Below are 22,980 nucleotides of genomic sequence, written 5' to 3'. Positions count from 1 at the left end.
CTTTTGAGCTGTGCTTTGTAAACAAACGACCACGGTTATTGTCAACATTCCGAATGATAGATCGCTACGATATCATTGTAATTGGCGGCGGGCACGCGGGCTGTGAGGCCGCGCTGGCCGCCGCACGCATGGGGGCCAGCACGCTGCTGCTCACGCTGCGGCGTGATCGCATTGGCCACATGCCGTGCAATCCCGCCGTGGGTGGCCTGGCCAAGGGCCATCTGGTGAAGGAACTCGACGCGCTGGGCGGCGAAATTGCCCGCGCGACGGACCGGGCGGGCATCCAGTTCCGCATGCTGAACCGGGCCAAGGGCCCGGCGGTATGGTCACCCAGGGCCCAGGTTGACAAATACCGCTACGCGGCCCTCATGCAGGCCACCCTGGCGGCCCAGCCAATGTTGACAATTACCGAGGCCGAAGTGGCCGCCATTGTCAACGGCCCGGCCGGGTTCAGCGGTGTTCGATTGTCAACCGGGGCGGTGATCTCGGCGCCCGCATGCGTTCTCACCACGGGGACCTTCCTGCGCGGACTCATGCACACCGGTGAGACGCAGACCCGGGGCGGCCGCGAGGGCGAGCCCCCGGCCAACGGCCTCACCGCCAGCCTCACCGCACTGGGGCTGCGCACGGGGCGCCTCAAGACGGGCACGCCGCCGCGCGTGTTTCGCGACAGCGTGGACGTGTCGCGCATGGAGCTGCAGCCCGGCGACGACCCGCCGATCCCGTTCTCCCACAGGACAGATCGTATTGAGTTGCCCCAGGTGCCGTGTCACCTCACGTTTACAACCGCGCGCACGCACGACGTCATTCGCGCGAACCTTTCGCGCTCGCCCTTGTATGGCGGCGTCATCGAGGGTATCGGCCCGCGCTACTGCCCGAGTATCGAGGACAAGGTGGTGCGATTTGCCGACAAGGACCGCCACCAGGTGTTCGTGGAGCCCGAGGGGCTGGATCACCCGGAACTGTATCTCAACGGTATTTCCACCAGCCTGCCGGCGGACGTGCAGCTCGAGATCCTCGCGTCGATCCCCGGGCTGGAGAATGCGCGCATGGCGCGCCCGGGCTACGCGGTCGAGTACGACTTCTTTCCACCGGACCAGCTGCGGCGCACCATGGAGTCGAAGTTCGTGACCGGTTTGTACTTTGCGGGGCAGGTCAACGGCACCTCGGGCTACGAGGAGGCGGCCGCGCAGGGCTTCGTGGCGGGTGTGAATGCCATTCTGGCGCAACGCGGCGAGGCGCCGTTCGTGCCGCGGCGCGACGAGGCGTACATCGGCGTGCTCATCGACGACCTCACCACCAAGGACATCGACGAGCCGTACCGGATGTTCACCAGCCGCGCCGAGTTTCGATTGCTGTTGCGCCAGGACAACGCCGATGAGCGCCTGGTGGAAACGGGACACCGGCTGGGACTGGTGGACGACGCGGTGCGCGATCGCGTGCTCGTGCGCTGCGATGCGGTGCGAAGCCACATCGACTCCCTGCGCAAGGCGCAGTTTCCGGCGGACGGCAACGTATCGTTTGCGGCGGCGGGCCTGGAGCCGGTTCGTCACGGTGCGTCCCTCGCCGAGGTGCTGCGCCGGCCCGGGGTTCGCATCGCACACCTGCGCGACGTTGCGAACATCGGCCTCGACGCCGTGCTCGATGAACGCGTGGAGTGTGCCATCAAGTACGAAGGGTACATCGAGCGCCAGGCGCGGGATGTCCGCGCGCTGCGCGACCTCGACGGACGAACCATCCCGGTGGGGTTCCAGTATGACCTTGGTGGCATCAGCACCGAGGCGCGCGAGAAACTCTCCCGCGTCCGCCCCGAGACACTGGGCCAGGCGTCGCGGATTGCCGGTGTGCGCGCATCGGATCTCTCCATCCTTGCGGTCCACCTCGAGCGGCACCGCCGCGCCGCCTCATGAGCGAGCTAACCTCACAAGTTATTGTAAATAAAGCAATTACGCTTAATTCTAGCCTTCCCCCGGGCCCGCTTCTCGCCTATATTCAGGATCTGCTGCGCTGGAATCCGCAGCTGGGCCTGGTGTCGCGGCGCGATCCACTGGCCGCGTGCGAGCGCCTGGTCCTGGAAAGCGTGGAACTGCTGACACTCGCGCGCGCACGCGGGGTTGCATCTCCGGCGCGCTGCGTCGACGTAGGATCCGGGGGCGGCTTCCCCGGCATGGTGTGGGCCCTGGCGGAGCCGCAATGGCATTTCCTCCTGGTCGAGCGCAAGCTGGGGCGCGCCGCATTCCTGCGCGCAGAGGTTTTGCGTCTCGGGTTGACGCACGTGGAGGTGTTCGCGGGTTCAATCGAGGAGGCGGCCATACAGGACCCGTTGCGGGCAGCGTTCGGCATTGCGGTGGCGATGGCGGTCGGCGCGCCGGCGGACATCGCCCCGGGCGTGGAACCGCTGCTCTCAGCCGGCGGGTTGTTCCTGGGGACGATTCCTGCCGGAGTGGATCTTCCGCAACGGCTTGGAAAGGCCATTGAACTGGTTGGGAGCGAGGCGGGAGACTACGGCAACTACGCGCAATACCAGGTGCGCGGCGCCGATTAACGAAGGAGGGACCGTAATGCGTGGAATTCGAGGGCGCGTTATCGCTCTGGCGCTTGGAATCGCGGTGGTTGTGGCGTGCGGCGGGAAGGACGAGCCCGTCGAGCACATGGTGCTGGGTGAATTCGTGAGCGAACAGGACTCGTTCCCCCGCATTCGCTATTTCGAAACCGGCCTCGTCTCCATCAACGAGCGCTGCGCCGTCCGCAAGGTGAAGCTGAACCCCAAAATGCCACCGGTCTACGTCAATGGCGAGCCCGTCGGCTTCTGCTGAAGCCCGTGCGCGGTGGCCTTCGTGCAAGGCCCGGACCCCTATTTGATCGATATGGACGCCACCTTCTCGTGTGCGGTCCACCCCGAGCAGCCGGCCATCATCGACGCCGAACACCGCGTGTTCGTGAACTACGAGGTCTACTATGTGGGCTCGGACGCGGCACGGGAGGAATTCGAGGCCGAACCGTGGAGGTACACGGGCGGCGTGACGGATCCCGTGACGCGGGAGCGCTTCATCCCCGGGTCGGATAGTCCCCACCGGCTGTTCGACGGCCGCCAGTTCTACCTGGCGTCGCCGGAGAACGCGGCGACATTCGACGAGGATCCCGAAATGTACGGAACACTGCAGCCGGGGATGCGACCGAAGTCCTAGTCGCTGTTTCACGTGAAACCACCGGAACGAAGGGGCTACCGCAGGGCCGCCGAAGGGCCGCGGGAAGCGCTGACAAACTCCTTGATTCCGTAACGCCGCTGCCGCTATTGTGAGCCCAGGACAGGGCCCTCCCCACGAACAGTCTAATCGCTTGATATGAAAGGAATTACATAATTATGCGTCGGTTGCTGTGCGTGCTGGCCGCTTTCACCTTAGCGTGCTCGGGGAGTACCGAGACCGGGACCGAGCCGGTCAATCGCCCGCCCACGATCGCGTTTGGATTTGCCAAGCTTGGGGCTGTAAGAAACACATCCACAATACTTTCCGTTGCAGTTGACGACGCCGACGGGGATCCCATGACCGTCTCCTGGTCGATCACGCGCGGCGCGCTCACCCCTCAGAACGCCGCCAACACCGTCATGAGCTGGGCCGTGCCGGCGACGGTCGGCGAAGACACCGTGGTCGTCTCCGTCACCGACGGCAACTTCACGCGCCGGATCACCGAGCCCATCAAGGTCTGCTGGTCGTCCAGCGGTGCCCAGGCGACGTTCATCAAGTCGCGCTCGCCGTACATCGTGAGCCTCGATCCAGCCAATCCCATCCTTCCCGTCGATGCCGGTACGGAGACCAGCATCGAGGCGGGTGTCGAGATCCTGCTGGACAACGAGCAGACGGTGATCGATGTGAGCGGCCGCCTCGTTTCCAACGGCACCGATGCCGAGCCCGTGATTATCCGGCCCAACTTGCGCGGCCTGCAGTGCGGCGACGAACGCGGCTGGTGGATCGGCATCCGCGGATTCACGTCTGCCGGCCCGCCGTCCGATGGCGAGATCGAGCTCCATCACACCCAGGTGTGGTACGCGCTCAATGGTGTGTGGCTCATCAACAACGCGAGCGCAACCCTGAACGACTGTGCCATCGTGTGCAGTGGCGGGGCCGGTGTCCGGCACGATGGTTCGGGGATGCTCCGCGTGATCGACACCGAGGTGAGCAACGGGGCCGTGGATGGCATCGCGATCGGAAACAACGTGAGCACCGCCCTGCCGGATTCCGTACGCATCGAAGGCTGTGAGATCAAGTTCAACGCGAAGAGCGGCCTGGTTGTGAACATCGACGACCAGCCCGTGGCCGCGTCCATTATTGTGGAGTTCAACAGGATCGAGAACAACCTGCTGCGCGGGATCACGCTGGCGCGGGCCTCCTTCCCCGCCATTCATTTCAACGCCTTCAGTGGCAACGGCGTGGGTTCCGGTGTGTCCAATATCTACCTCGAGAACGGTTTCCCGAACGGCACCGGCGTGACCACACTCAGCGCGACCTGCAACTATTTTGGCGCGACCAGCCAGTCCGCCATCGACGCGACCATCCACGATTCACTCGACGCTCCCGTGCTCGTGCAGACACGCGTCGATACCGATCCGTGGCTCACCGCGAACCCATTCACCACGCCACCCAACTGCACACCGTAGGAGACCATGGGAAAGATCATCGCGGTTACCAACCAGAAGGGCGGTGTGGGCAAGACCACCACCGCCGTGAATCTCTGCGCGAGCCTCGCCGCCGCGGAGCGGCGCACGCTGCTGGTCGACATGGACCCGCAGGCCAACGCCACCTCGGGCGCCGGCATCGACAAGGCCGCGCTGAAGCACACCGTCTACGAGGTTCTCTTCGACGAGACCCTCGTGCGCGATGCCATCGTGGAGTCGCCAATGCCGTTTCTGCACGTGCTGCCGGCGAGTGCCGCGCTGGCCGGCGCGGAGGTGGAGCTGGTGGCCGAGCCGCGGCGCGAGTTCCGGCTCAAGCTGGCGCTCTCGAAGGTGCGCGAAGACTACGATTACATGGTGGTCGACTGCCCACCCAGCCTGGGCTTTCTCACCGTGAACACATTGACGGCGGCGGACTCGCTGCTGATTCCGTTGCAGTGCGAGTACTACGCGCTCGAGGGACTCGGGCAGTTGCTCTCCACCGTCAAGCGCGTGCAGGCCTCACTCAACCCGGCGCTTGCCATCGAGGGCGTGGTGCTCACCATGTACGACAAGCGCCTCAACTTGACGAGCCAGGTGGCGCAGGAAGCGGTCAACTATTTCGGCGACAAGGTGTTCAAGACGGTGATCCCGCGCAACGTCAAGTTGAGCGAGTCGCCGAGCTTCGGTAAACCCATCATTCTTTACGACGTTCAATGCCAGGGTGCGAAGAGCTACCTCGACCTGGCGCGCGAGGTGATTGGCGATGTCCAATAGGAAGGTTCTGGGACGCGGACTCGATGCACTCATTCCCACCGTGGGCAGCGTGGAACCCAGGGCCGATGAGGTGCCCACGCACATCCCGCTGGAAACGGTGGACGCCAATCCGTTTCAGCCCCGCAAGCGCTTTGACGACGACCGCCTCAAGGAACTGGCGGAGAGCATCCGCACCGACGGCGTGCTGCAGCCCGTGGTGGTGCGGCGCAAGGGGTCGCGCTACGAGCTGATCATGGGCGAGCGGCGCCTGCAGGCCGCCCGGCTGGCGGGCGTGCCCACCATCCCCGTGGTCATCCGCGACGTGCGCGATTCAGACGCGCTGCGCCTCGCGATCGTCGAGAACATCCAGCGCGAGAACCTCAATGCCATCGAAGAGGCCCAGGCGTATCGCCGGCTGATCACCGAGTTCAGCATGTCGCAGGCGGATCTCGCCGCCATGGTGAGCCGCGACCGCAGCTCGGTGTCCAACACGCTGCGGCTCTTGAACCTGCCCGAGGAGGTGCAGCGCATGGTGGAGTCGGGTGCGCTCACCGGTGGCCACGCGCGCGCGCTGCTCTCGCTCACCACCCAGAAGGAACAGCTGGTGCTGGCGCGCCGCATCGTCGAGCAGAACCTGAGCGTGCGCCAGGTGGAGGTGGCGGTCGGGCTGGTCCGTGAGAAGAAGAGCAGCGGGGGCAGACCCGCCCGGGAGAAGCCGGCCTACATCGCCGATCTCGAGAAGGCGTTCGCGCAACACCTGGGTACCCGGGTGTCTATCAACGAGAAGCGCGGCGGCAAGGGGCACGTCACCATCGAGTTCTATTCCTATGACGACTTTGAGCGGCTCGCGGCACTCATGAGCGTGCCGCTCCCCCGCTGACCACGGATGTCGAAACAGTTCTCGGTCATCATCGTTCCCCACGACAACCGGACGACGTGGAGCTTCCGCGTTTCCTACCGGCTGGTCGTCGTCTTTCTGGCGCTCCTCGGTCTGGCCGGGGTGTCGATGGCCGCCTTCGTCATCACATACGGACGTCTGGCCGGGCTGGCCCAGCGCTCGGTAAACGTGAGCCGGGAAAACGACCGCCTCAAGTTCCAGCTCGCCCAGGTCGACTCGCTGCGGTCCGAGCTGGAGAACCTCCAGGTCTTCCGGCTCCAGGTCAAAGGGATGCTGGGGATCCCCCTCTCGCCGGAGGACAGCCTGCTCGTGGCCAGCCTTTCACCGACTGCCAAGAGTCCATCCATCAAGAAGGTGGAAGAAGATGGGGGGGTGGGGCCCGAGGAGCAGCGCCTCATGCTGGAGGCAATGCCGTCGATGTGGCCGCTAAAAGGCTATGTGACAAGGGAATTCTTCGTAACGGGCGGGGAGAAGAGTCAACAATATCACCCGGGTATGGATATTGCTGCCCCGAGAAACACACCGGTATATGCGGCGGCCGATGGTATCGTTGAGATCAGTCGATTCGACGAGACCTACGGGTGGGAGGTGGAGATCGATCATGGCTACGGGATCCGCTCGGTCTATGGACACAATACCCGAAATCTGGTAAGTGTCGGGGACAGGGTGGCGCGCGGCAAGACGATCGCCTTCGTGGGGAGTACCGGTAAAAGCACGGCCCCGCATCTTCATTTTGAAGTGCGCGAGAATGGTGTGCCGGTCGATCCGCGGAAGTACCTGCTGAACTAGCGGCCGATCACTCGCATCAACTGAAGAAGGGTCCGGTTCTTATGCTGAAGTCTGGCTTCAAAGGCGCGACTCAATCGAACGAGGAGGCGAAAGTCATGTTTGGTAAGGACGACGGAATCACCACCGGCCAGGCCACGTTGAATTCGATGCTCGGCCAGGGCTGCAAGATCAAGGGTGACATTGAGATCCAGGGAACGATGCGTATCGACGGGACCTTCGAAGGCAACATTTCGTGCCCGGAGACCCTCATCATCGGCAAGACGGGTGTGGTCAAGGGCGAGATCAAGGTGAAGAACGCGGTCATCGGCGGCAAGCTCATCGGCAACATCGCTGCGGCGAACAAGATCGAGTTGCAGAGCGGTTCGCACGTCGAGGGCGACATCCAGACCGGTCGTCTGGTGATCGACGAGGGCGTGTTCTTCGAGGGCAACTGCAAGATGGGTTCGGCCGCCGGCAGCACGAGCACGACGGTGTCCCACCAGGACAGCACCAGCGCCAATAAGGACTGGGCGGCGCGCAAGGAAGAGCGCAAGCCCGAGCCCGCGAACATCCGCTAGACGCTCTCGTTCGAGAGAACCGATCCAGAACACGCCCCCGGATTCGTCCGGGGGCGTCTTCTTTTGGTGCCGGCCGATTTGCTACCCATTCCGGGTGAGTTGTCCACAGCTGGCGGGGTTCCTGTTAATAAGTCCCGCCTCGGCCACGTGTCGCGTAACGCATTATGTAACAAGGTGTTAACACGGCCATGCCCGAAAGGGAGGCGGCGTTGTCCACACTGGCGGCCCGGGCGGTCGTTCTAACTGGTTGGAAACCTTGATACTTCGCCCGGGAGGCCACGGGCGGAGCGCGAGCCTCGCGCAATAACCATTTGCAACCGCTGGGATTATGGTTCGTGTCGCGCTGGTGTTCAGCGTGCGACGGGCGTGTCGAGGCAACATCCGGCGATCGCCCGGACCAGCAACTCGCCCGCGCGCGACGCCCCGGCCGGGTTGAAATGACAATCGTCGTAGAAGAACTCGAGGGACTTTGGCAACGTGGCGGCAAGATCGCACACCGGTACGGCGCTCTCGGTGGCCACCATGCGCATGACGTCGTTCAGCTGCGCCATCGCCGCATCCATCTCCGCCTCGCCGTAGGTGACGCCGTCGCGGTAGCGCATCCACGACCGCGCCCGGGCCTCCGGGTCCACGGTGCTGTTCCAGGTGGTGGGCTGGGTCATGAACACCAGCGCGCACCCGTTGGCGCGCGCGATGCCCGCGATGGAGCGCAGGTTGCGCGCGTAGCTTTCGGTGTCGGTGCGCGGGTGCGACGTCGCGGGCGTCCCGCTTCGCTGCAGTTCGATGCGCCGCGCGTAGTTGGAAACAAGCGGGCGTGACTCCTGCACCGTGCGTGCGTCCGGTGTCATGCGGGTCTTGAGGCGGTGAAGGCGGCGGGCGATCTGAAAGTTCATGGCGAACTGCTTGTACCACGGCCGTTCGCCGGCGTGCGGATCCACGTAGTGCAGGTAGTCGAAGCCAAAGATGGAGCGGGTCAGATCGTTGATCCCGGCGAACACCACGATGAGGTCGGGCTGCAGGTGGATGAGCCGCTGGCTGATCATGGCGATGTGGTCATCACTGGCCGCACCCGACAAACCCACGTTGTAAACCCGGGCGGTGCGTCCGTCGGGAAGTGCGGGCAGCGCGTCCTGGATCACGCGGCCGATCTCCTGCTGGTCGCCGATGTAGAAGCACTCGAAGGTGCTGCCCCCCACCAGGAACACCCGGAATTCGCCGGCCGGCCTGGGACGCACGAGGTCATCGCCCCGAAAACCCATGTTGTTGGTGGTGAAGTGGTTGCGACCCGAGAGGCCGGGCAGGCCCGGCTCGGCTTCGGTCACCGCCGCGTAGTGTGGCGGGTACTCGAAGCGGATGTACCGGTTGACCCGCAGCGCCTCGGGGTCACCGTACGGGTTGGGAAACGGCGCCGCCAGGCGCAGCGTTACCTCGACCGCGGCGAACGCGAACACCAGCGATACCAGGGCGAGAAGAAAGGTACGCGAGCGCGGGGATGGACTCATGGCAGCAGCGTAGCCCAAACGGAGGACGGCGTCACTTCTTCCAGAACGAGGGGAAGAAGAGGATCACCAGGGTGTAGATTTCGATTCTCCCCATCAACATGAGCAGGGAGAGCAACCAGCGTGCGGCGTGCGACAGGTGCGCGTAGTTGTCCGTGGGTCCCACCGCGCCCAGGCCGGGGCCCACGTTCCCCAGGCAGGCGCCCACGGCGCCCAGCGACGTCACGATGTCGTTGCCCATGGCGGTCATGGCCAGCGTGCCCAGAAAGAAGGTGGCACCGTACAGAATGGCGAAGCCCAGGATGTTCGCCACCAGGTCGCGGTCCATGGCCGTCTTCCCCAGCCGCACCGGGACCACCGCGTGCGGATGCAGCAGGCGGGTCATCTCGCGGATCACGAACTTGAACAGGATGTGAACCCGGACCACCTTCATGCCCCCGCCGGTGGAACCCCCGCACGCCCCGATGAGCATGAGCCCCAGCAGGACGAACTGGCACAGGTACGGCCACAACTCGTAGTCGGCGGTGGCGAACCCCGTGGTGGTCATGATGTTGACGACCTGGAAGAAGGAGTCGCGGAAGGCGCGCTCGATGCTCGGGTAGGCCGGGGCCACTTTTGCAAACACCACCGTCACCGCGATGGCGATGATCAGCGAGTAGGAGCGCCACTCCACGTTGCGGAACAACGACTTCGCGTCTCCCTTCACGATCCGGTAGTGCAGGAAGAAGTTGATGCCCGCCAGGTAGCAGAACGCCGCGATGACGTACTGGATGTAGGCGCTGTCGAACGCGGCGATGCTGGCGTTGCGGGTGGAGAACCCGCCGGTGGCAATGGTGGCGAACGAGTGGCACAGGGCGTCGAACACGCTCATCCCGCCGAGGACCAGCAGCGTCGCCTCCAGCGCGGTCATACCAGCGTACACACCCCACAGGATCTTCGCGGTCTGGGTGACGCGCGGAGTCAGCCGGTCCGCGGCCGACATGAGCTCCGCCTTGTAGAGCTGCATGCCGCCGACGCCCAGGAAGGGCAGAATCGCCAGCGACATGACGATGATTCCCATGCCCCCGATCCATTGCGTGAGCGCGCGCCAGAGCAGCACGCCACGCGGCAACGCCTCGATGTCGGTCAAGATGGAGGCGCCGGTGGTGGTGAAGCCCGACGCGGTCTCGAAGAATGCGTTGGTGAAGGACGGGATGGCGCCGGTGATCATGTAGGGTAGCGAGCCGACGCACGAAAAGGAAATCCACGTGAGCGCCACGATGACGAAGGCCTCGCGGTGGCGCAACTCGCCCTCGAAGTGCGTCAACCGGCGCAACAGGAAGCCCAGCAGCAGCGCTCCGCCGGCGGCACCCGCGAAGGCAAAGTGGTCGCCGGAGTGGTAGTAGAGCGAGAAGGGAATCGGCGCCAGCATGGCCACGCCGATGAACATCAGCAGGGCACCGAGAAGATGCAGAATTCGTGAGGGGCGCATCTACTTGATAAAGAGCTTGTCGAGGGCGTCGAGCGCCCCGGGCAGCGCAAACACGACCACGCGGTCGCCCGCCTGCACCCGCGTATCGCCGCGGGGAATGATGAGCCGGTCCTCGTGCATGATGGCGCCGATGATGGCGTTGCGCGGGAAGCTGCAATCCTTGATGGGTTTCTTGGTGATCTTGTCGCGGTCCTGCACGATGTACTCGATGATCTGTGCGTCGATGCCCGGCACGCTGGCCATCGCGGCCACTTCCTGCTTCTGGATGAAGTGGTGCACCGCGTTCACGGTCAGCAGCTGCTTGCTCACCACCGCGTCCATGCCGATGGTGGGCGTGATGGGCAGGTACACCACCTTGTTCACCAGTGCCACCGTGCGCGGCACCTGCAGGTGCCGGGCGAGCAGCGTGGAGATGATGTTGGTTTCGTCGTCACCGGTGGCGGCGACGAACGCGTCCATGTCCATGAGGCCCTCGACCGCCATCAGATCGATGTCGGTGCCGTCGCCCTGGATGATGAGCGTGTCGGGCAGCAGCTCGGCGATCTCGCGGGTCTTCTCGGCGTTGCTCTCCACCAGCTTCACGTTCATGGAGCCGCTGAGCTCGCGCGCCACGAACTGCCCGATCAAACCCCCGCCGAGAATCATCACGTTCTCTACCTTGATGTTCTTCTTGCCGGTGAGATTGATGAACTCGGGCACGTACGCGGGGTCGCAGATGCCGAAGACCTGGTCTCCCGGTATCATCTCGTCTTCACCACGCGGGATCATGGTGCTCTGGTTGCGCTGGATGGCCACGATGCGCATGGGCGGGTTGCCAAACCGCTCCACCAGGCGCGACAGCGGCGTGCGCAGCAGCGGCGAGTCCGCCTCCAGGCGCACGCCCACCAGGCGGATCTTGCCGTTCTCGAAGTCGATGACGTCGGTGGCGCTCGCCTGCCGGATCAGCCGCACGATGGTGTCCGCGGTTTCCTTTTCCGGATGGATGAAGTGGTCCACCCCGAGGTCGCGGGCGGTGAGGGCGTAGTCGGGGAGGGTGTACTCGGGATTGCGTACCCGCGCGATTGTGGTCTTGACGCCGGCCTTCTTGGCCAGCTGGCAGGCGAGGATGTTGACCTCGTCGTTGTCCGTCAGCGCCGCGACGAGGTCGGCACTCTCCACGCCCGCCTTGCGCAGCGCCTGGATGCTCGCACCGTGGCCTTCCACCACAAGCGCGTCCATCTGCTCGCGCGCGCGGTTGGCGCGGGCGGGGTTGCTCTCGACGATGGCGATGTCCGCCTTCTCACGCGCGAGCCGGCGGCTCAGCGTGAAGCCGATGTCTCCGGCGCCGATGATCAGGATTCGCATAGCTTCTTCCCGTGCTCCAACAGGTTGCCTGCGCGCGCAACTGCTTGGTCAAGCGAGACATACTACATGAATCGCCAACCCGCTGCAACCGGGTCCGGGGTCCGTGTCCCGCGGCGCGCGCGGCACCATGGCGTTTGACGCGGTCGCGCGCTTGCCGTATCGTGACCGAAACCCGTGGACACAAGGGAGTCCTGCCCCATGCGCGTTTCCATCGAATACTGCATACCCTGAGACTACACCCCCCGGGCCCTCAGTTTGAAGGCCACCCTGGAAAAGGCGTTTCCCGGCATCGAGATCGAACTGATCAAGTCGAAGGGCGGCGCATTTGAGATCCGCCACGGCGACCGCCTGGTCTTTTCCAAGAAGGAAAGCGGGCGTTTCCCCTCCGACGCCGAGATCGTGAGTGCGTTACGCGTCTGATGCGCCCGCGGCATCGAGTGCCCGGCGCAGGGTCGCCGTGAGCGTGGAGGCGTCGAACGGTTTGGCGGCGAAACCGGCGACGTCGCGCTGCAGGAACTCGCTTGTGACCTTCTCCCCGTAACCCGTCGTGATGATGACCGGCACGTCGGGGCGCTCTTCGCGCACCGCCTGCGCGAGCGCCAGCCCGGTAATGCGGGGCATGGTCTGGTCCGATATGATGGCGTCGAAAGCGTCGGGATTGTCCCGGAAGGCCGACAGGGCCCGTTCGCTGGACGTGAAGGCGGTGACGCGGTAGCCGCGGGATTCAAGCATGCGGGTCAGCATGCGTACGATCTCCGGCTCGTCGTCGACGACCAGCACGTGTTCCCCCCTTGCGTGGCCTTCCGGCCCCGAATGCGCGGTTTCACCGGCGGCAGCGGGTTCGGCGGCGGGAAGAAAGACACGAAACACGCTGCCCTCGCCAGGCACGCTCTCCACCATCACCTCGCCCCCGTGGCTGTGCGCGATTCCGTGGACGACCGAGAGGCCAAGCCCGGTTCCCTCGCCGGATGGCTTGGTGGTGAAGAAGGGCTCAAACACCCGCGCGGCGATGTCCTCGGGCATGCCCTCCCCGGTGTCCGCCACCGTCAGCACCACGTACTCCCCGGCCGCGATCCCCGGCAGCGTCGATGCCTCCTCCTCGTCCACGGCACGACGCTCCAGCTCGACGCGCAGCACCCCACCCTGCGCGCGCATCGCATAGGCGGCGTTGGTGCACAGGTTCATGATGATCTGGTGCATCTGCCCGGCATCCGCCAGCACCGCGTCGTTGCGGTTGGCGATCCGCTGCGAGATCTCGATGGTGGTGGGAAGCGTGGAGCGGATGAGTTTGAGTGCCTCCTGGATTACCAGGTGCAGTTGCACGGGGCGCTTTTGCTGGTCCCCGCGGCGGGCGAAGATGAGGATCTGTTGCACGAGCTCGCGCGCGCGCCCGGCGGCATTCAGTACCTGCTGCAGGTCTTCGCGCGCGGGATGGCCGGCCTCGAGCAGGTCCATGGCGATGTCGGTATACCCGAGAATGGGAGAAAGGATGTTGTTGAAGTCGTGCGCGATGCCGCCAGCCAGCGTACCGATGGTCTCGATCTTCTGCGCCTGCAGGAGCTGCGCCTGAAAGTCCGTCGCCGCCTTCTCGGCGCGCATGCGGTCGGTCACGTCCCACGCGATCCCGTCGATGCCCGCCACCTGTCCCGCTTCGTCGATGCGCGGTGAGTAAAGCGTCTCATACACCGCGTTGCCGACGTACACCACCTCGTTGACCGATTCCCCGGCGAGGCAGGCGCGGATATTCTTAAGGATCTGCGGCGTGTGCTTGTACAGTTCGAACGCGGACATGCCCACCACCTGGCCGGGCTTGAGGCCCAGCGGTTCCAGTCCGCGCCCCTCGGAAAGTGTGAAACGGCCATCGGCGTCCATGGCGAACAGGACGATGGGCGCGCTCTCGACCACCGAACGAAGGCGCAATTCGGTGTCGCGCGCGAGGGACTCGCGTTCGCGGTAGCGTGCGATGACGGCGCGGAGTTCTTCCAGCTCCCGCCGCAGCGCCTCGGGGGACTTGTTGTTGGGTTCTCGTGGGCCGGGACTCATCGGTCAACTATAGGGCATCGCGGGGGAGGGCGTCCACGCGGCCGCCGGACGGTTCTTCGCCACGCTGGAGGGCGTCGCGCCAGTTCGTGAACACGCGGAAGAGCACCTCGGGGTTGTCGATCCTTCCCTCCGGGAGCGGCCAGTCCGAAGGGTGCACGATGAAGGCGTCGGTTTGGGGCCCCCCGAGCCCGCCATGCGCGCCCACCATCTCCTCGAACGAAACCACCTCACCGGTGGACGGGTCGTAGCGGCCGTTGAGCACGATGTCACCGCAGTGCGGGAAGCCCTCCAGGCGCGCCAGCTGGCGCGCCGCGTGCTCCCCGTAGCCATCCAGCGGATCGGCGCCGTGCACGCGGCCCTCGGCGAGGTAGCGGACACCGTCGCGGCCCATGACGACCGCGCCGTGCTGGGACGAGCGTACCATCGCGAATCCAATGCCGCCGTGGCCCACCAGCCCCTCGATGAGCCCGGGGTGGTCGGCAGCGATCTCCTCCAGCGTCAAGCGCTCCGCCGGATAGCGAAAGTAGATATGCGCCAGGTTGCCCGACGCGCACACCACGATTTCGGCGTCGCCCGCCACCGGATCCCGTCCCAGCTCCACCAGGTTTTCCCGCGTCCGGCGCCGGAGAAGGCGCCGCGTGGTGCGGCCGGTGAGGCGGTCGTAGCGGATCGCCTCGGTGAGCAGGGTGTTCAGGTGGCCCCAGCCTTCCGTCTTGCCCGGGGGCGCGTGCACGGAACGCGGCCCGCTGAGCAGCTCGCGCACCACGTGCTCGAGGCGGAACCCGTACAACTGGCGAAACGGTACGCTCCGCGTCTGGCCGTGGTCGGAGAGAACCACGAAGCGATACGGGCGCGGCGAGTCCACCGCTGCGCGCTCGATCATCGCCACCCGCCGGTCCAGATCGTGCAGCACCCGCAACGCGTCGGGCCGCTCGGGACCCGCGTGGTGCGCGACCACGTCGTAACCGACGTAGGTGATATAGGCCACGGGAACGCCGGCGAACATCTCGTGCATGAGCGTGTAGGTGCCGAGATCGCGCTGCGCCACCGTAGACATGGCCCGCAAGAGCGGAAACAGGCCGCCGCGCCCGACACGCGGCCGCACACGGCGGAGGCGCTGGCGATTGCTCTCCCACCACTCAACGACCAGCTCGCGAATGGTCAGCACCAGGGCGCGTGTGAAACTGTAGGGACTCAGGTAGAACGAGAAGTACAGTGGCGATGCGCGCCGCACCTGGCGTGCTGGCGAGGAGAACGCGCTGATGGTGGCGATGCTGCGCGGCGCATCACCGGTGAACATGTTGCACACGCTGATGCCGTCGGTGTGCAGGAGGCCCTTGCCGCGTGACACGCGCTGCTCGGTGCGCATCGCATCGCCGGGGTCGCTGGAGACCATCATGCGGCCGGCGGACTTGTCGAACCAGCGAAACGCGGGGATGTCGAAATTGTTGCCGAAGAGGATACCCGCCTGGCTCGAGGAGGTTTGTGACGGCACCCCGCAGTCCCAGTGTGCCAGGCGATGCGTCCCGGACCGGAGCCACTTTGCCATCGTGGGGAGGTAGCCCTTGTCGATCCCGAGTTCCAGCAACGATGCCGACACGCCGTCGAACTCGATGAGCACCAGCCCCGGGTTACGGGTTGCGGTGGCGGGCACCGAGCGGCGCGCGATGCGCCGCATCACATTGCGGTAGACGGACTCCTCGTCATTGAATGCGAATACGTACGCGCCCAGCGTGTTGGTGAGGGTGAGGCCGAGCGCGGCGATGACGCCGGTTCCGAAGTCGGCCAGGTGCAGATCCGGTACCGCGAGGGTCGCCAGCCACAGCACCACCCCGTTGAGCGCCAGGGTGAGCAATCCAAACGAGAGCACGGTGAACGGGAGGGTGAGGAACAGCAGCAGCGGGCGCACGAGTGCGTTGAGCAGCGCGATGGCCGCGACACCCAGGATGGCGGCGTCCCATCCGTCCAGGCTCAAGCCCGGGAGCGCGCGCGCCAGCGTCCACAGGGCAATCACCTCGAGCGCCCACAGGACGACCACGCGGCGCACCACCGCGAGGAGCGTTCGGCCCGATGACGTCATCGGGTTGATTATTGACGATCAGTTGGCCAAACGGAACAGGTTCCCGGGCCTCACGACATGAACGCTGACCTCGGGCGCGAGCTCGCTCGCGTGGTCGGCAAAGTCGAAGGGCGGGCTGGAGAGAAAGCGGGGGCGGAACCAGCGCATTCCGAACGGCGCAAAGCTGCCCCAGTGGATGGGGATGGCCGCCCTGGGACGCAGCATGGTGAGCGACTCGGCCGCCCGGCGCGGGTTCATGTGCCCCTCGCCGAGGGTCGGTCCCCAGCCCCAGACGGGCAGCAGGGCCACGTCGAGTGCCCCGTGGAGGTCGGACATTTCGGGGAAGATGTCGGTGTCGCCCGCAAAATACACGGCGGCCTCGCCATGGACGATGTAGCCGACCGCCTCGCCGGTGGGGCCGAAGGGGTGGCGGGCGCCGTCGTGGGTGGCCCAGGTGGTCTCGATGGAAACCGGCCCCACGCGGGTCAGGTCGCCGGGGCGCACTTCCTCGACATTGTAGAAGCCGTCGCGCCTCAGCAGGCGCGCGCTTCCCGCCGGAACCACCAGGCGCGCGTCGCGGCCGATCCGCCGCAGCGAGGGCAGGTCCAGGTGGTCGAGGTGCATGTGCGAAAGCAGGACCGCGTCGATGTCCCGCAGCCAGGAGGGGTGCAGGCGGCGGCGCGGGCGCGTGATATAGCCGATGCGGTCACGCAGAATCGGGTCCGTCAGCAGGCGCACGCCGTTCATCTCGATCAGGCAGGTCGCGTGGCCGATGTAGGTGATGTGCAGCAGTTCCTGCATGCGCCGGTCTGGTGCAAGTTGCCCGCCACTCGGCGGGCGTAAGTCGTTTGTAATCACGTTGGGTCGATGGGTCCTTGTCGTGGCGGTCACGGGCAATATAGCAGCCAGCGCCGTCCGGGCAAGCCCTTTCCCGAAAAGGAAACGTTAAGAAGCAATGGGCAAGCCGAGGCTGGCATAAGCGGGGCAAGGGCTTTGAGGATTTGCAATTGATTGACGGGTACTTTGCGGGTAGACTTTGGGATACAGGGCATGGTCAGCCGGTAACCCTACCGGCTTCCGCGGGCGCGTCGGCCTCCGGGTTGTTCCCGGGGGGGTTGCGGGAATTTGGGAGTGCACCATGAAGCGCCGCATACTTGTTGTTGACGACGAACCGGAGATTCGGGGCATGCTGCACGACTCTCTGGCCAAGGCTGGATACGAGGTCCTGGAAGCCCCGGATGGCAAGCGGGCCATCGAGATGCTCCGCAAGCAGACCTTCGATATCGTCATCTCCGATATCCTGATGCCGGAGAAGGACGGGCTGGAGGTCATCATGTACCTCCAGCGCGAAAGCCCCATGACCAAGTGCATCGCGATCAGCTCGCCGAGCAATCGCGTGTTCCTGCAGAGTGCGCAGCTCCTCGGGGCCACACGGGTGGTTGAGAAGCCTTTCTCCGTGACGGATATCGAAGCTGCCGTCCGCGATATTCTCGGAGCCGCCGGCTAGGCCCGGGTTGAGAAGATCTCCGCGAGCGCCTCGCGGCGATGCGCGAATATAGCCGCAACATCGCGCGCCACCACCATGCGGCGAACCACTTCGCCCAGCCAACCCGCGGGCACTTCGTAGTTCACCACATCGCGAACCAGGGTTCCGCCCGCGACGGCGTCGAATTCGTGCGTGTGCTCCCACACGCGGTACGGCCCCCGAATCTGCACGTCGACGAAGCGGCGTGGCGGCTCCCATTCCCGGATTTCAGACGTCCATACCATGGGTACGCCATGCACGCGGATCCTGTAGTCGATGCGTGCACCGGGCCGCATCTCCACCGGGGCGTCGGTCAGGATGCGGAAGCTGAGCCACGGTGGCGTGATGCGCTCCAGATTGCGCGCGTCGGCGTAGAAGGCGAAGACCTCCTCGACGGGGCGCTCGATAAGTTGCTCGCGGATGAGTGTGTGCATGGGATTCTCGAGCGAGTCCGTGAGGCACGATGCCGGCCGGCCCACCACTGGGACGGACACCGTGCCGTCACGGACTCCTGAAGACAGCTACTTTGTCGGCGGGATGAGGACGGTGTCGATCACGTGGATCACGCCGTTGCTCGCCATGACATCTGCCTTGGTGACGGTGGCGTTGTTGATCTTCACGCCCTTGGTGGTGTCGATCTTGATCTCGTCACCCTCGAGCGTCTTGGCCGACTTGAGCTTCATGACGTCCTTTGACGTCACCTCGCCCGCGACCACGTGGTACAGAAGAACGGACTTCAGCGCCTCCTTGTCGGCCAGCAGGGCCTGCAGGTCTTCCTGCGGGATCTTCTTGAAGGCCTCGTCGGTGGGCGCAAAAACGGTGAGATCGTCCTTGCCGGAGAGTGCCTCCTGCAGCCCGGCGGCCTCGACGGCTGCGATCAGCGTGGAGAATCCACCCGCCTTGGCCGTGTCGAAGATGGTCATGCTGGACGCCGCCGCCTTCGCGGCATCGTCCTTCTTCTTGCTGTAGTCACCCGCGACGGCGAGCCCCGCCACCGCAACGACCGTCGCCACAACGGCGAGGGTCGCCAGAGAGTTTCTCGACTTCATTGTTTTTCCTCCTGAAATGAATGGTCCGTGACTGGTGCCCGAACGGGCCAGTCGACGCGTAATCTCCAAACGAAACGCTGCCGTGTCAAAAAAAAGCGGTGGCGATCAGGCGAGTACGGACTGGAGTTCGGCGCGAAACTCGGCCAGGTCCCGCGGACAGGCAATGGCGGCGTCGGTGAGTTTGTTGCACAACGCCTCGCTGGCGCGCCCGCCCACGAAGATGGGAAGCGTTCCAACCAGTTCGCGCAGGCGCAGGATCTCATCGGGGGCGTGGTCGCCGTTGCGATACACCACACTCAAGGCGATCGCGCGCGCGCGCAGCTGTCGCGCCGCCGCGGCGATCTCTTCGGCGGGCAGGTTGGCGCCCAGGTAGTAGACGTCCCAACCGCTCTCATCCGCCACCGCGGCCGCCATGAGTGCGCCGAGCTCGTGGTGTTGTCCCGCGGGTGTGGTGATGACGATTCTCGGTGCGCGTTCGCGGTCGTGGCCGTTGCGGTTGGCGCTCATGAACGCGCGGACGATCGTGCTGGCCAGATGCTCGTGGACGATGCGCAGCGATCCTTCCTGCCAGCGACGGCCGATGGTATCGAGGAGCGGGACGATGAGGTGCTGGCGCACGTCCGGTGCGCTCAGTTGCACCGTGGCCTCGGCGAGCACACGTTCCAGGCCGCGCCGGTCCAGCGCTTCGAGCGCTTCGATGGCCTCGGCCAGCAGGGCCTCGGGAGAGACGCGGCCCGGGGCGGCGGCGTCGTCGGGCGTCGCGGAGGCCGCGCCGGTCTCATCCCGGTCTCCGGCCACCAGCGCCCGCAGCGCGCCGATTGACAGTCCCGCCACATCGCTGATCCGGCGACCCCCGGCCACCGCCCGGCGCAGCAGGCGCAGTTTCTCAATGTCCTCGTCGGAATAGAGCCGACGGCCCGTCTCCCCCCGGTGGGGGGTGACGGCCTCGTAGCGGCGCTCCCACGCCCGGATCAGATCCTGGGGGAGCCCGGTTCGGGAGGCCACGACGCCGATGGGATGCTGAGAATCTGGCTGAGATTTTTCTGGGCTCATGCCGAAACCTTACTCACTTGTCCGGACGATGTCAAAGAATTTTACATATTCACGCTTGACACCGACCGTGCGTTCATCTATTGTCCTAGACAAATGGCGGGCAAGAAACCGACCCGCCGGAAGGAGATCCCGTCATGGGGAACACCATGAAGACCGCAAGTGCAATGCAGACGTTCGACGGCGCAGATCGTACTACCCTGGGTCTCTACCTGAACGACATCAAGCGTTACCCGCTGCTCTCACGCGCGGAGCAGGACGAACTGGCCCGCCGCGCCCGCGACGGCGACGTGCAGGCGCGCGAGAAGCTCATTCGCTGCAACCTGCGGTTCGTGGTTTCCATTGCCAAGAAGTACGCGGGCAACGGCGTTCCCCTCGAGGACCTCGTCAACGAGGGCAACCTGGGCCTGCTGCGGGCGGCCGATCGCTTCGACCCCGACCGCGGCTACAAGTTCATCTCCTACGCGGTGTGGTGGGTTCGTCAGGCCATCCTGCATTCGCTATCCGAGGCTCCGCGCATGGTGCGCCTGCCCATGAACCGCGTGGGTCTCGCGCAGCGCGCCACCCGAACCGCGCGCAAGCTCGAGCAGGACCTCGGCCGCGACCCGTACGCGGAGGAAATCGCCCGCGAGCTGTCCGTGAGCGAACGGGAGGTGGAAGAAGTGATGAGCTTCTCCCGCGGGCATGTCTCTCTCGACGAACCCCTGTCGGCCGATGGTGAAGACGCGTTCATCGACCAGATACAGGACGAGGAGGCGGAGAGCCCGGACCAGAACCTGTTCGCGCAGATGCTGAGCCGCGACCTGCGACGCGCGCTGCTCCATCTGACCGAACGCGAGCAGACGATTCTCAACATGTACTACGGCCTCGATGGTGAGGAGCCCCTCACCCTGGAGGAGATCGGACGCCGGCTGGGCTACACGCGGGAGCGCATTCGCCAGGTGAAGGGCCAGGCCATCGAGAAGCTCCGCAACCGGCCGCGTGCGCAGGAAATCGCCGAATACCTGTGCGCATAATCCATCTTCTCTGCACGCATTGCGGACGCATTGGAAACAGCGCAACCCCGCGTGGAAGAACGCGCGATGCGCGCCTTGGGCGGCAGGGATTTCACGGTCGAGGTGCCACGTGAGCTCGTGCTATAATTGACGCCCGGCCCCCCGCACCCATGGTTCTACAAGAATGAGGAGGAGCTCGTGTCTTCCAGTGCCAATCCGAAGCCGTCCATCGCCATCACCACCGCGGCGTTCACGCTGACACTCGTCCTCGCACTGAGTGCGGCGTCCGCCCAGCAACTGAACCGGCCCGAACTGGAGCGGCTCTCACGGCAGTACCGCCAGCAACTCGAGGCGAAGCAGGGTACGGCGTACCTGCGCCTGCTGCAATCGCCCGACCCCGCGCAGCGTACGCTCAATGAGGACGAATCCCTCCAGCTCATGTTCGTGCGGCCCACCGGGATGCCCGCGTTCTTCCACCTGCACAACCTCAACGCCGCCAAGACGGTGCGCACCTGGGACGTCTGGCCCGGCGCTGTCGGTGGTGGCGCCTACTCGGCCGACGGCTCCGCCACCGCGGCCGGCGAGCTGGCGGTGTGGGACGGCGGCGGCGTGCGAACCACGCACCAGGAGTTCGGCGGACGCGTCACCCAGATGGACTCCCCCTCCGGGATCATCCAGCACGCGACGCACGTGGCCGGCACCATGATCGCGGCGGGCGTGAACGGGCTGGCGCGCGGCATGTCGTACACCGCCCCGCTGCACGCCTACGACTGGTTCTTCGACACCGCGGAAATGGCGGCGGCCGCGGCCAACGGTTTGCAGGTGTCGAACCACTCCTACGGTTACGCGAGCGGCTGGGAACCGTCCGGGAACTGGTACTGGTACGGCGACATGTCCGTGAATGCCACCGAGGACTACGGTTTCGGTTTTTATGACGACAGTGCGCGCGAGTACGACGAGATCATGTACAACGCGCCCCAGTATCTCATCTGCCTCTCGGCGGGAAACGACCGCAACGACGCCGGCCCGACCCCGGGCGGCTCGCACTACCATTGGAACGGCTCCAACTGGGTGCTATCCACCGACACCCACGGCACCGACTACCAGAACGGCGGCTACGATACGGTGAGCTGGACCGGCAACGCCAAGAACGTCCTGCTGGTGGGCGCGGTGAACGACATCGCCGCGGGCTATTCGATCCCCGGCAACGTCGTCCAGACGACGTTCTCCAGCTGGGGTCCCACCGACGACGGCCGCATCAAACCGGACCTCGTGGCCAACGGCGCCAGCCTGACCTCGTGCACCAGCACGGCGGACAACACCTACGTGGCGATGTCCGGCACGTCCATGTCGTCGCCCAGCGCGGCGGGATCGGTGAACCTGATTGCCCAGGAGTTCGAGATCGTGCGCGGCACCACGCCGTGGTCGTCCACGGTTAAGGCAATTGCCATCTGCGCGGCGGATGAGGCGGGGCTCTTCGACGGTCCGGACTTTCAGAACGGCTGGGGCCTGCTCAACACGAAGCGCTCGCTCGACATCGTTCACGCGGGCAGTACGGACAACCTGGGCGTCATCGAGGCCACGCTGGCCAGCGGGACCTCGGATGACTACTACTTTGTGGCCACCACGCCGGACGATATCCGAGTCACCATCGTGTGGACGGACCCGCCCGGCACGGTGAGCGCGCCGGCGCTCGACAACCCGGCGTCCAAGCTGGTCAACGACCTGGACCTCCTGCTGGTGGACACAGTGGGCGGGACGACCACGGAGCCGTGGACGCTGAGCCTGGCCCTGCCCGGCAACGCCGCCACCCGGGGCCCCAACCACGTGGACAACGTGGAGCAGATCGACCTGGCCAACGCGCCGCTGGGTGTCTACCGGGTGACGGTGTCGCACACCGGCGGACTGACCAGCGGCTCGCAGGACTACTCGCTGGTCTATCGCGGCATGCACTACGCGGCCACACCGGTGCTGGGCGCATCGCGCGCGCCGTCCTTCTGGATCGGCGAGCCGCGCCCCAACCCGGTGACGGGAACCGCGACCATCGACTTCGGCACGCGCCAGACGGACGTGGTGTCGATCCACGTGTACGACGTGGCCGGCCACCGCGTGGCGACCTTGGTGGAGAACAGCAGCGACGGCGCCGGCACGGTGACGTTCGACGGTTCGAGGCTTGCCTCGGGCGTCTATTTTGTGCGCATGGAATCCGCGGCGCAAACCACGACGCGCAAGATCACCGTGGTGAAGTGAGTTCTGCGGACGAGACGAGGTGTTTGAGAGAACGCCGGTCCCCT

At 65.4% G+C, this 22,980-nt stretch carries 22 protein-coding genes; 13 read left to right on the top strand and 9 right to left on the bottom strand.

Annotation, left to right across the window (positions count from 1 at the left end; genetic code table 11):
- Positions 1–53 precede the first annotated feature (53 nt).
- The 9 genes from mnmG (at position 54) to OEX18_05740 (ending at position 7,651) form a co-directional block, all read left to right on the top strand.
- Positions 54–1,910, top strand: coding sequence for a tRNA uridine-5-carboxymethylaminomethyl(34) synthesis enzyme MnmG (gene mnmG, locus OEX18_05780; protein MDH4336772.1), 1,857 nt, complete (start codon positions 54–56; stop codon positions 1,908–1,910).
- Positions 1,907–2,545, top strand: a complete 639-nt coding sequence (locus tag OEX18_05775; GenBank protein MDH4336771.1) for a class I SAM-dependent methyltransferase — start codon at positions 1,907–1,909, stop codon at positions 2,543–2,545. Before mnmG ends, OEX18_05775 begins: the two co-directional genes overlap by 4 nt.
- Before the next feature lie 16 nt (positions 2,546–2,561).
- Positions 2,562–2,816, top strand: coding sequence for a hypothetical protein (locus OEX18_05770; protein ID MDH4336770.1), 255 nt, complete (start codon positions 2,562–2,564; stop codon positions 2,814–2,816).
- A gap of 21 nt (positions 2,817–2,837) precedes the next feature.
- Entirely contained in the window at positions 2,838–3,188 is a 351-nt protein-coding gene (locus tag OEX18_05765; GenBank protein MDH4336769.1) for a hypothetical protein, read from the top strand.
- 356 nt (positions 3,189–3,544) lie between these two features.
- Positions 3,545–4,657: a right-handed parallel beta-helix repeat-containing protein gene (locus OEX18_05760; protein ID MDH4336768.1), complete on the top strand. Its 1,113-nt coding sequence runs from the start codon at positions 3,545–3,547 to the stop codon at positions 4,655–4,657.
- Between the two features lie 6 nt (positions 4,658–4,663).
- Positions 4,664–5,428, top strand: coding sequence for an AAA family ATPase (locus tag OEX18_05755; protein MDH4336767.1), 765 nt, complete (start codon positions 4,664–4,666; stop codon positions 5,426–5,428).
- Positions 5,418–6,287: a ParB/RepB/Spo0J family partition protein gene (locus tag OEX18_05750; protein MDH4336766.1), complete on the top strand. Its 870-nt coding sequence runs from the start codon at positions 5,418–5,420 to the stop codon at positions 6,285–6,287. The genes OEX18_05755 and OEX18_05750 overlap by 11 nt, the downstream gene beginning before the upstream one ends.
- A 6-nt stretch (positions 6,288–6,293) precedes the next feature.
- A complete protein-coding gene (locus tag OEX18_05745; GenBank protein MDH4336765.1) occupies positions 6,294–7,094 on the top strand; it encodes a M23 family metallopeptidase in 801 nt (266 codons plus the stop codon).
- Positions 7,095–7,189: 95 nt separating this feature from the next.
- Complete coding sequence (locus tag OEX18_05740; GenBank protein ID MDH4336764.1) at positions 7,190–7,651, top strand: polymer-forming cytoskeletal protein; 462 nt, start codon at positions 7,190–7,192, stop codon at positions 7,649–7,651.
- Between the two features lie 350 nt (positions 7,652–8,001).
- On the opposite strand, the gene OEX18_05735 is transcribed toward OEX18_05740, so the two are convergent.
- Genes OEX18_05735 through trkA form a run of 3 tightly spaced genes read right to left on the bottom strand, consistent with a single transcriptional unit; the run spans position 8,002 to position 11,965 of the window.
- Positions 8,002–9,153 (bottom strand): SGNH/GDSL hydrolase family protein, encoded by a 1,152-nt coding sequence (locus OEX18_05735; protein ID MDH4336763.1) that lies wholly within the window; start codon positions 9,151–9,153, stop codon positions 8,002–8,004.
- Positions 9,154–9,184: 31 nt separating this feature from the next.
- On the bottom strand, positions 9,185–10,621 hold the full coding sequence (locus OEX18_05730) for a TrkH family potassium uptake protein (GenBank protein ID MDH4336762.1): 1,437 nt from the start codon (positions 10,619–10,621) through the stop codon (positions 9,185–9,187).
- On the bottom strand, positions 10,622–11,965 hold the full coding sequence (trkA, locus tag OEX18_05725; protein ID MDH4336761.1) for a Trk system potassium transporter TrkA: 1,344 nt from the start codon (positions 11,963–11,965) through the stop codon (positions 10,622–10,624).
- Between the two features lie 198 nt (positions 11,966–12,163).
- Here trkA and OEX18_05720 point away from each other — a divergent pair, with 198 nt between their 5' ends.
- Complete coding sequence (locus OEX18_05720) at positions 12,164–12,385, top strand: SelT/SelW/SelH family (seleno)protein (GenBank protein ID MDH4336760.1); 222 nt, start codon at positions 12,164–12,166, stop codon at positions 12,383–12,385.
- Here the strand turns inward: OEX18_05720 and OEX18_05715 are convergent.
- Genes OEX18_05715 through OEX18_05705 form a run of 3 tightly spaced genes read right to left on the bottom strand, consistent with a single transcriptional unit; the run spans position 12,374 to position 16,868 of the window.
- Positions 12,374–14,008, bottom strand: coding sequence for a response regulator (locus OEX18_05715; GenBank protein MDH4336759.1), 1,635 nt, complete (start codon positions 14,006–14,008; stop codon positions 12,374–12,376). The genes OEX18_05720 and OEX18_05715 overlap by 12 nt on opposite strands.
- 7 nt (positions 14,009–14,015) lie before the next feature.
- On the bottom strand, positions 14,016–16,088 hold the full coding sequence (locus OEX18_05710; GenBank protein ID MDH4336758.1) for a phage holin family protein: 2,073 nt from the start codon (positions 16,086–16,088) through the stop codon (positions 14,016–14,018).
- A gap of 18 nt (positions 16,089–16,106) precedes the next feature.
- Complete coding sequence (locus OEX18_05705) at positions 16,107–16,868, bottom strand: MBL fold metallo-hydrolase (GenBank protein ID MDH4336757.1); 762 nt, start codon at positions 16,866–16,868, stop codon at positions 16,107–16,109.
- 337 nt (positions 16,869–17,205) lie between these two features.
- On the opposite strand from OEX18_05705, the gene OEX18_05700 reads away from it, so the two are divergent.
- Positions 17,206–17,574, top strand: a complete 369-nt coding sequence (locus tag OEX18_05700; GenBank protein ID MDH4336756.1) for a response regulator — start codon at positions 17,206–17,208, stop codon at positions 17,572–17,574.
- On the opposite strand, the gene OEX18_05695 is transcribed toward OEX18_05700, so the two are convergent.
- From OEX18_05695 to OEX18_05685, 3 genes are all read right to left on the bottom strand, one after another.
- Positions 17,571–18,026 carry an SRPBCC family protein gene (locus tag OEX18_05695; GenBank protein ID MDH4336755.1) on the bottom strand — a complete coding sequence of 152 codons (456 nt, stop codon included), beginning with the start codon at positions 18,024–18,026 and terminating at the stop codon, positions 17,571–17,573. The two genes, OEX18_05700 and OEX18_05695, sit on opposite strands and share 4 nt — an antisense overlap.
- A gap of 87 nt (positions 18,027–18,113) precedes the next feature.
- Positions 18,114–18,515 carry a fasciclin domain-containing protein gene (locus OEX18_05690; GenBank protein MDH4336754.1) on the bottom strand — a complete coding sequence of 134 codons (402 nt, stop codon included), beginning with the start codon at positions 18,513–18,515 and terminating at the stop codon, positions 18,114–18,116.
- A 231-nt stretch (positions 18,516–18,746) separates the two neighbouring features.
- On the bottom strand, positions 18,747–19,646 hold the full coding sequence (locus tag OEX18_05685) for a cobalamin B12-binding domain-containing protein (protein ID MDH4336753.1): 900 nt from the start codon (positions 19,644–19,646) through the stop codon (positions 18,747–18,749).
- A 194-nt stretch (positions 19,647–19,840) separates the two neighbouring features.
- On the opposite strand from OEX18_05685, the gene OEX18_05680 reads away from it, so the two are divergent.
- Together OEX18_05680 and OEX18_05675 are read left to right on the top strand one after the other, a co-directional pair.
- A complete protein-coding gene (locus tag OEX18_05680) occupies positions 19,841–20,707 on the top strand; it encodes an RNA polymerase sigma factor RpoD/SigA (GenBank protein ID MDH4336752.1) in 867 nt (288 codons plus the stop codon).
- Between the two features lie 177 nt (positions 20,708–20,884).
- The gene (locus OEX18_05675) at positions 20,885–22,936 is read left to right on the top strand and encodes a S8 family peptidase (protein ID MDH4336751.1); all 2,052 of its coding nucleotides are present in this window, start codon (positions 20,885–20,887) and stop codon (positions 22,934–22,936) included.
- Positions 22,937–22,980: the final 44 nt, after the last annotated feature.

It is taken from the genome of Candidatus Krumholzibacteriia bacterium (genome assembly GCA_029865265.1).
Classification (GTDB): domain Bacteria; phylum Krumholzibacteriota; class Krumholzibacteriia; order WVZY01; family JAKEHA01; genus JAKEHA01.
Note: the sequence above shows the minus strand (reverse complement) of the source record. Positions and strands in the feature narration are given on the sequence as shown.

Bases quoted from the DNA above. Each gene is read 5' to 3' on its own strand.
- mnmG (MDH4336772.1), top strand. From the start codon at position 54: ATGATAGATCGCTACGATATCATTGTAATTGGCGGCGGGCACGCGGGC.
- OEX18_05775 (MDH4336771.1), top strand. From the start codon at position 1,907: ATGAGCGAGCTAACCTCACAAGTTATTGTAAATAAAGCAATTACGCTT.
- OEX18_05770 (MDH4336770.1), top strand. From the start codon at position 2,562: ATGCGTGGAATTCGAGGGCGCGTTATCGCTCTGGCGCTTGGAATCGCG.
- OEX18_05760 (MDH4336768.1), top strand. From the start codon at position 3,545: ATGACCGTCTCCTGGTCGATCACGCGCGGCGCGCTCACCCCTCAGAAC.
- OEX18_05755 (MDH4336767.1), top strand. From the start codon at position 4,664: ATGGGAAAGATCATCGCGGTTACCAACCAGAAGGGCGGTGTGGGCAAG.
- OEX18_05750 (MDH4336766.1), top strand. From the start codon at position 5,418: ATGTCCAATAGGAAGGTTCTGGGACGCGGACTCGATGCACTCATTCCC.
- OEX18_05745 (MDH4336765.1), top strand. From the start codon at position 6,294: ATGTCGAAACAGTTCTCGGTCATCATCGTTCCCCACGACAACCGGACG.
- OEX18_05740 (MDH4336764.1), top strand. From the start codon at position 7,190: ATGTTTGGTAAGGACGACGGAATCACCACCGGCCAGGCCACGTTGAAT.
- OEX18_05735 (MDH4336763.1), bottom strand. From the start codon at position 9,153: ATGAGTCCATCCCCGCGCTCGCGTACCTTTCTTCTCGCCCTGGTATCG.
- OEX18_05730 (MDH4336762.1), bottom strand. From the start codon at position 10,621: ATGCGCCCCTCACGAATTCTGCATCTTCTCGGTGCCCTGCTGATGTTC.
- trkA (MDH4336761.1), bottom strand. From the start codon at position 11,965: ATGCGAATCCTGATCATCGGCGCCGGAGACATCGGCTTCACGCTGAGC.
- OEX18_05715 (MDH4336759.1), bottom strand. From the start codon at position 14,008: ATGAGTCCCGGCCCACGAGAACCCAACAACAAGTCCCCCGAGGCGCTG.
- OEX18_05710 (MDH4336758.1), bottom strand. From the start codon at position 16,088: ATGACGTCATCGGGCCGAACGCTCCTCGCGGTGGTGCGCCGCGTGGTC.
- OEX18_05705 (MDH4336757.1), bottom strand. From the start codon at position 16,868: ATGCAGGAACTGCTGCACATCACCTACATCGGCCACGCGACCTGCCTG.
- OEX18_05700 (MDH4336756.1), top strand. From the start codon at position 17,206: ATGAAGCGCCGCATACTTGTTGTTGACGACGAACCGGAGATTCGGGGC.
- OEX18_05695 (MDH4336755.1), bottom strand. From the start codon at position 18,026: ATGCACACACTCATCCGCGAGCAACTTATCGAGCGCCCCGTCGAGGAG.
- OEX18_05690 (MDH4336754.1), bottom strand. From the start codon at position 18,515: ATGACCATCTTCGACACGGCCAAGGCGGGTGGATTCTCCACGCTGATC.
- OEX18_05680 (MDH4336752.1), top strand. From the start codon at position 19,841: ATGAAGACCGCAAGTGCAATGCAGACGTTCGACGGCGCAGATCGTACT.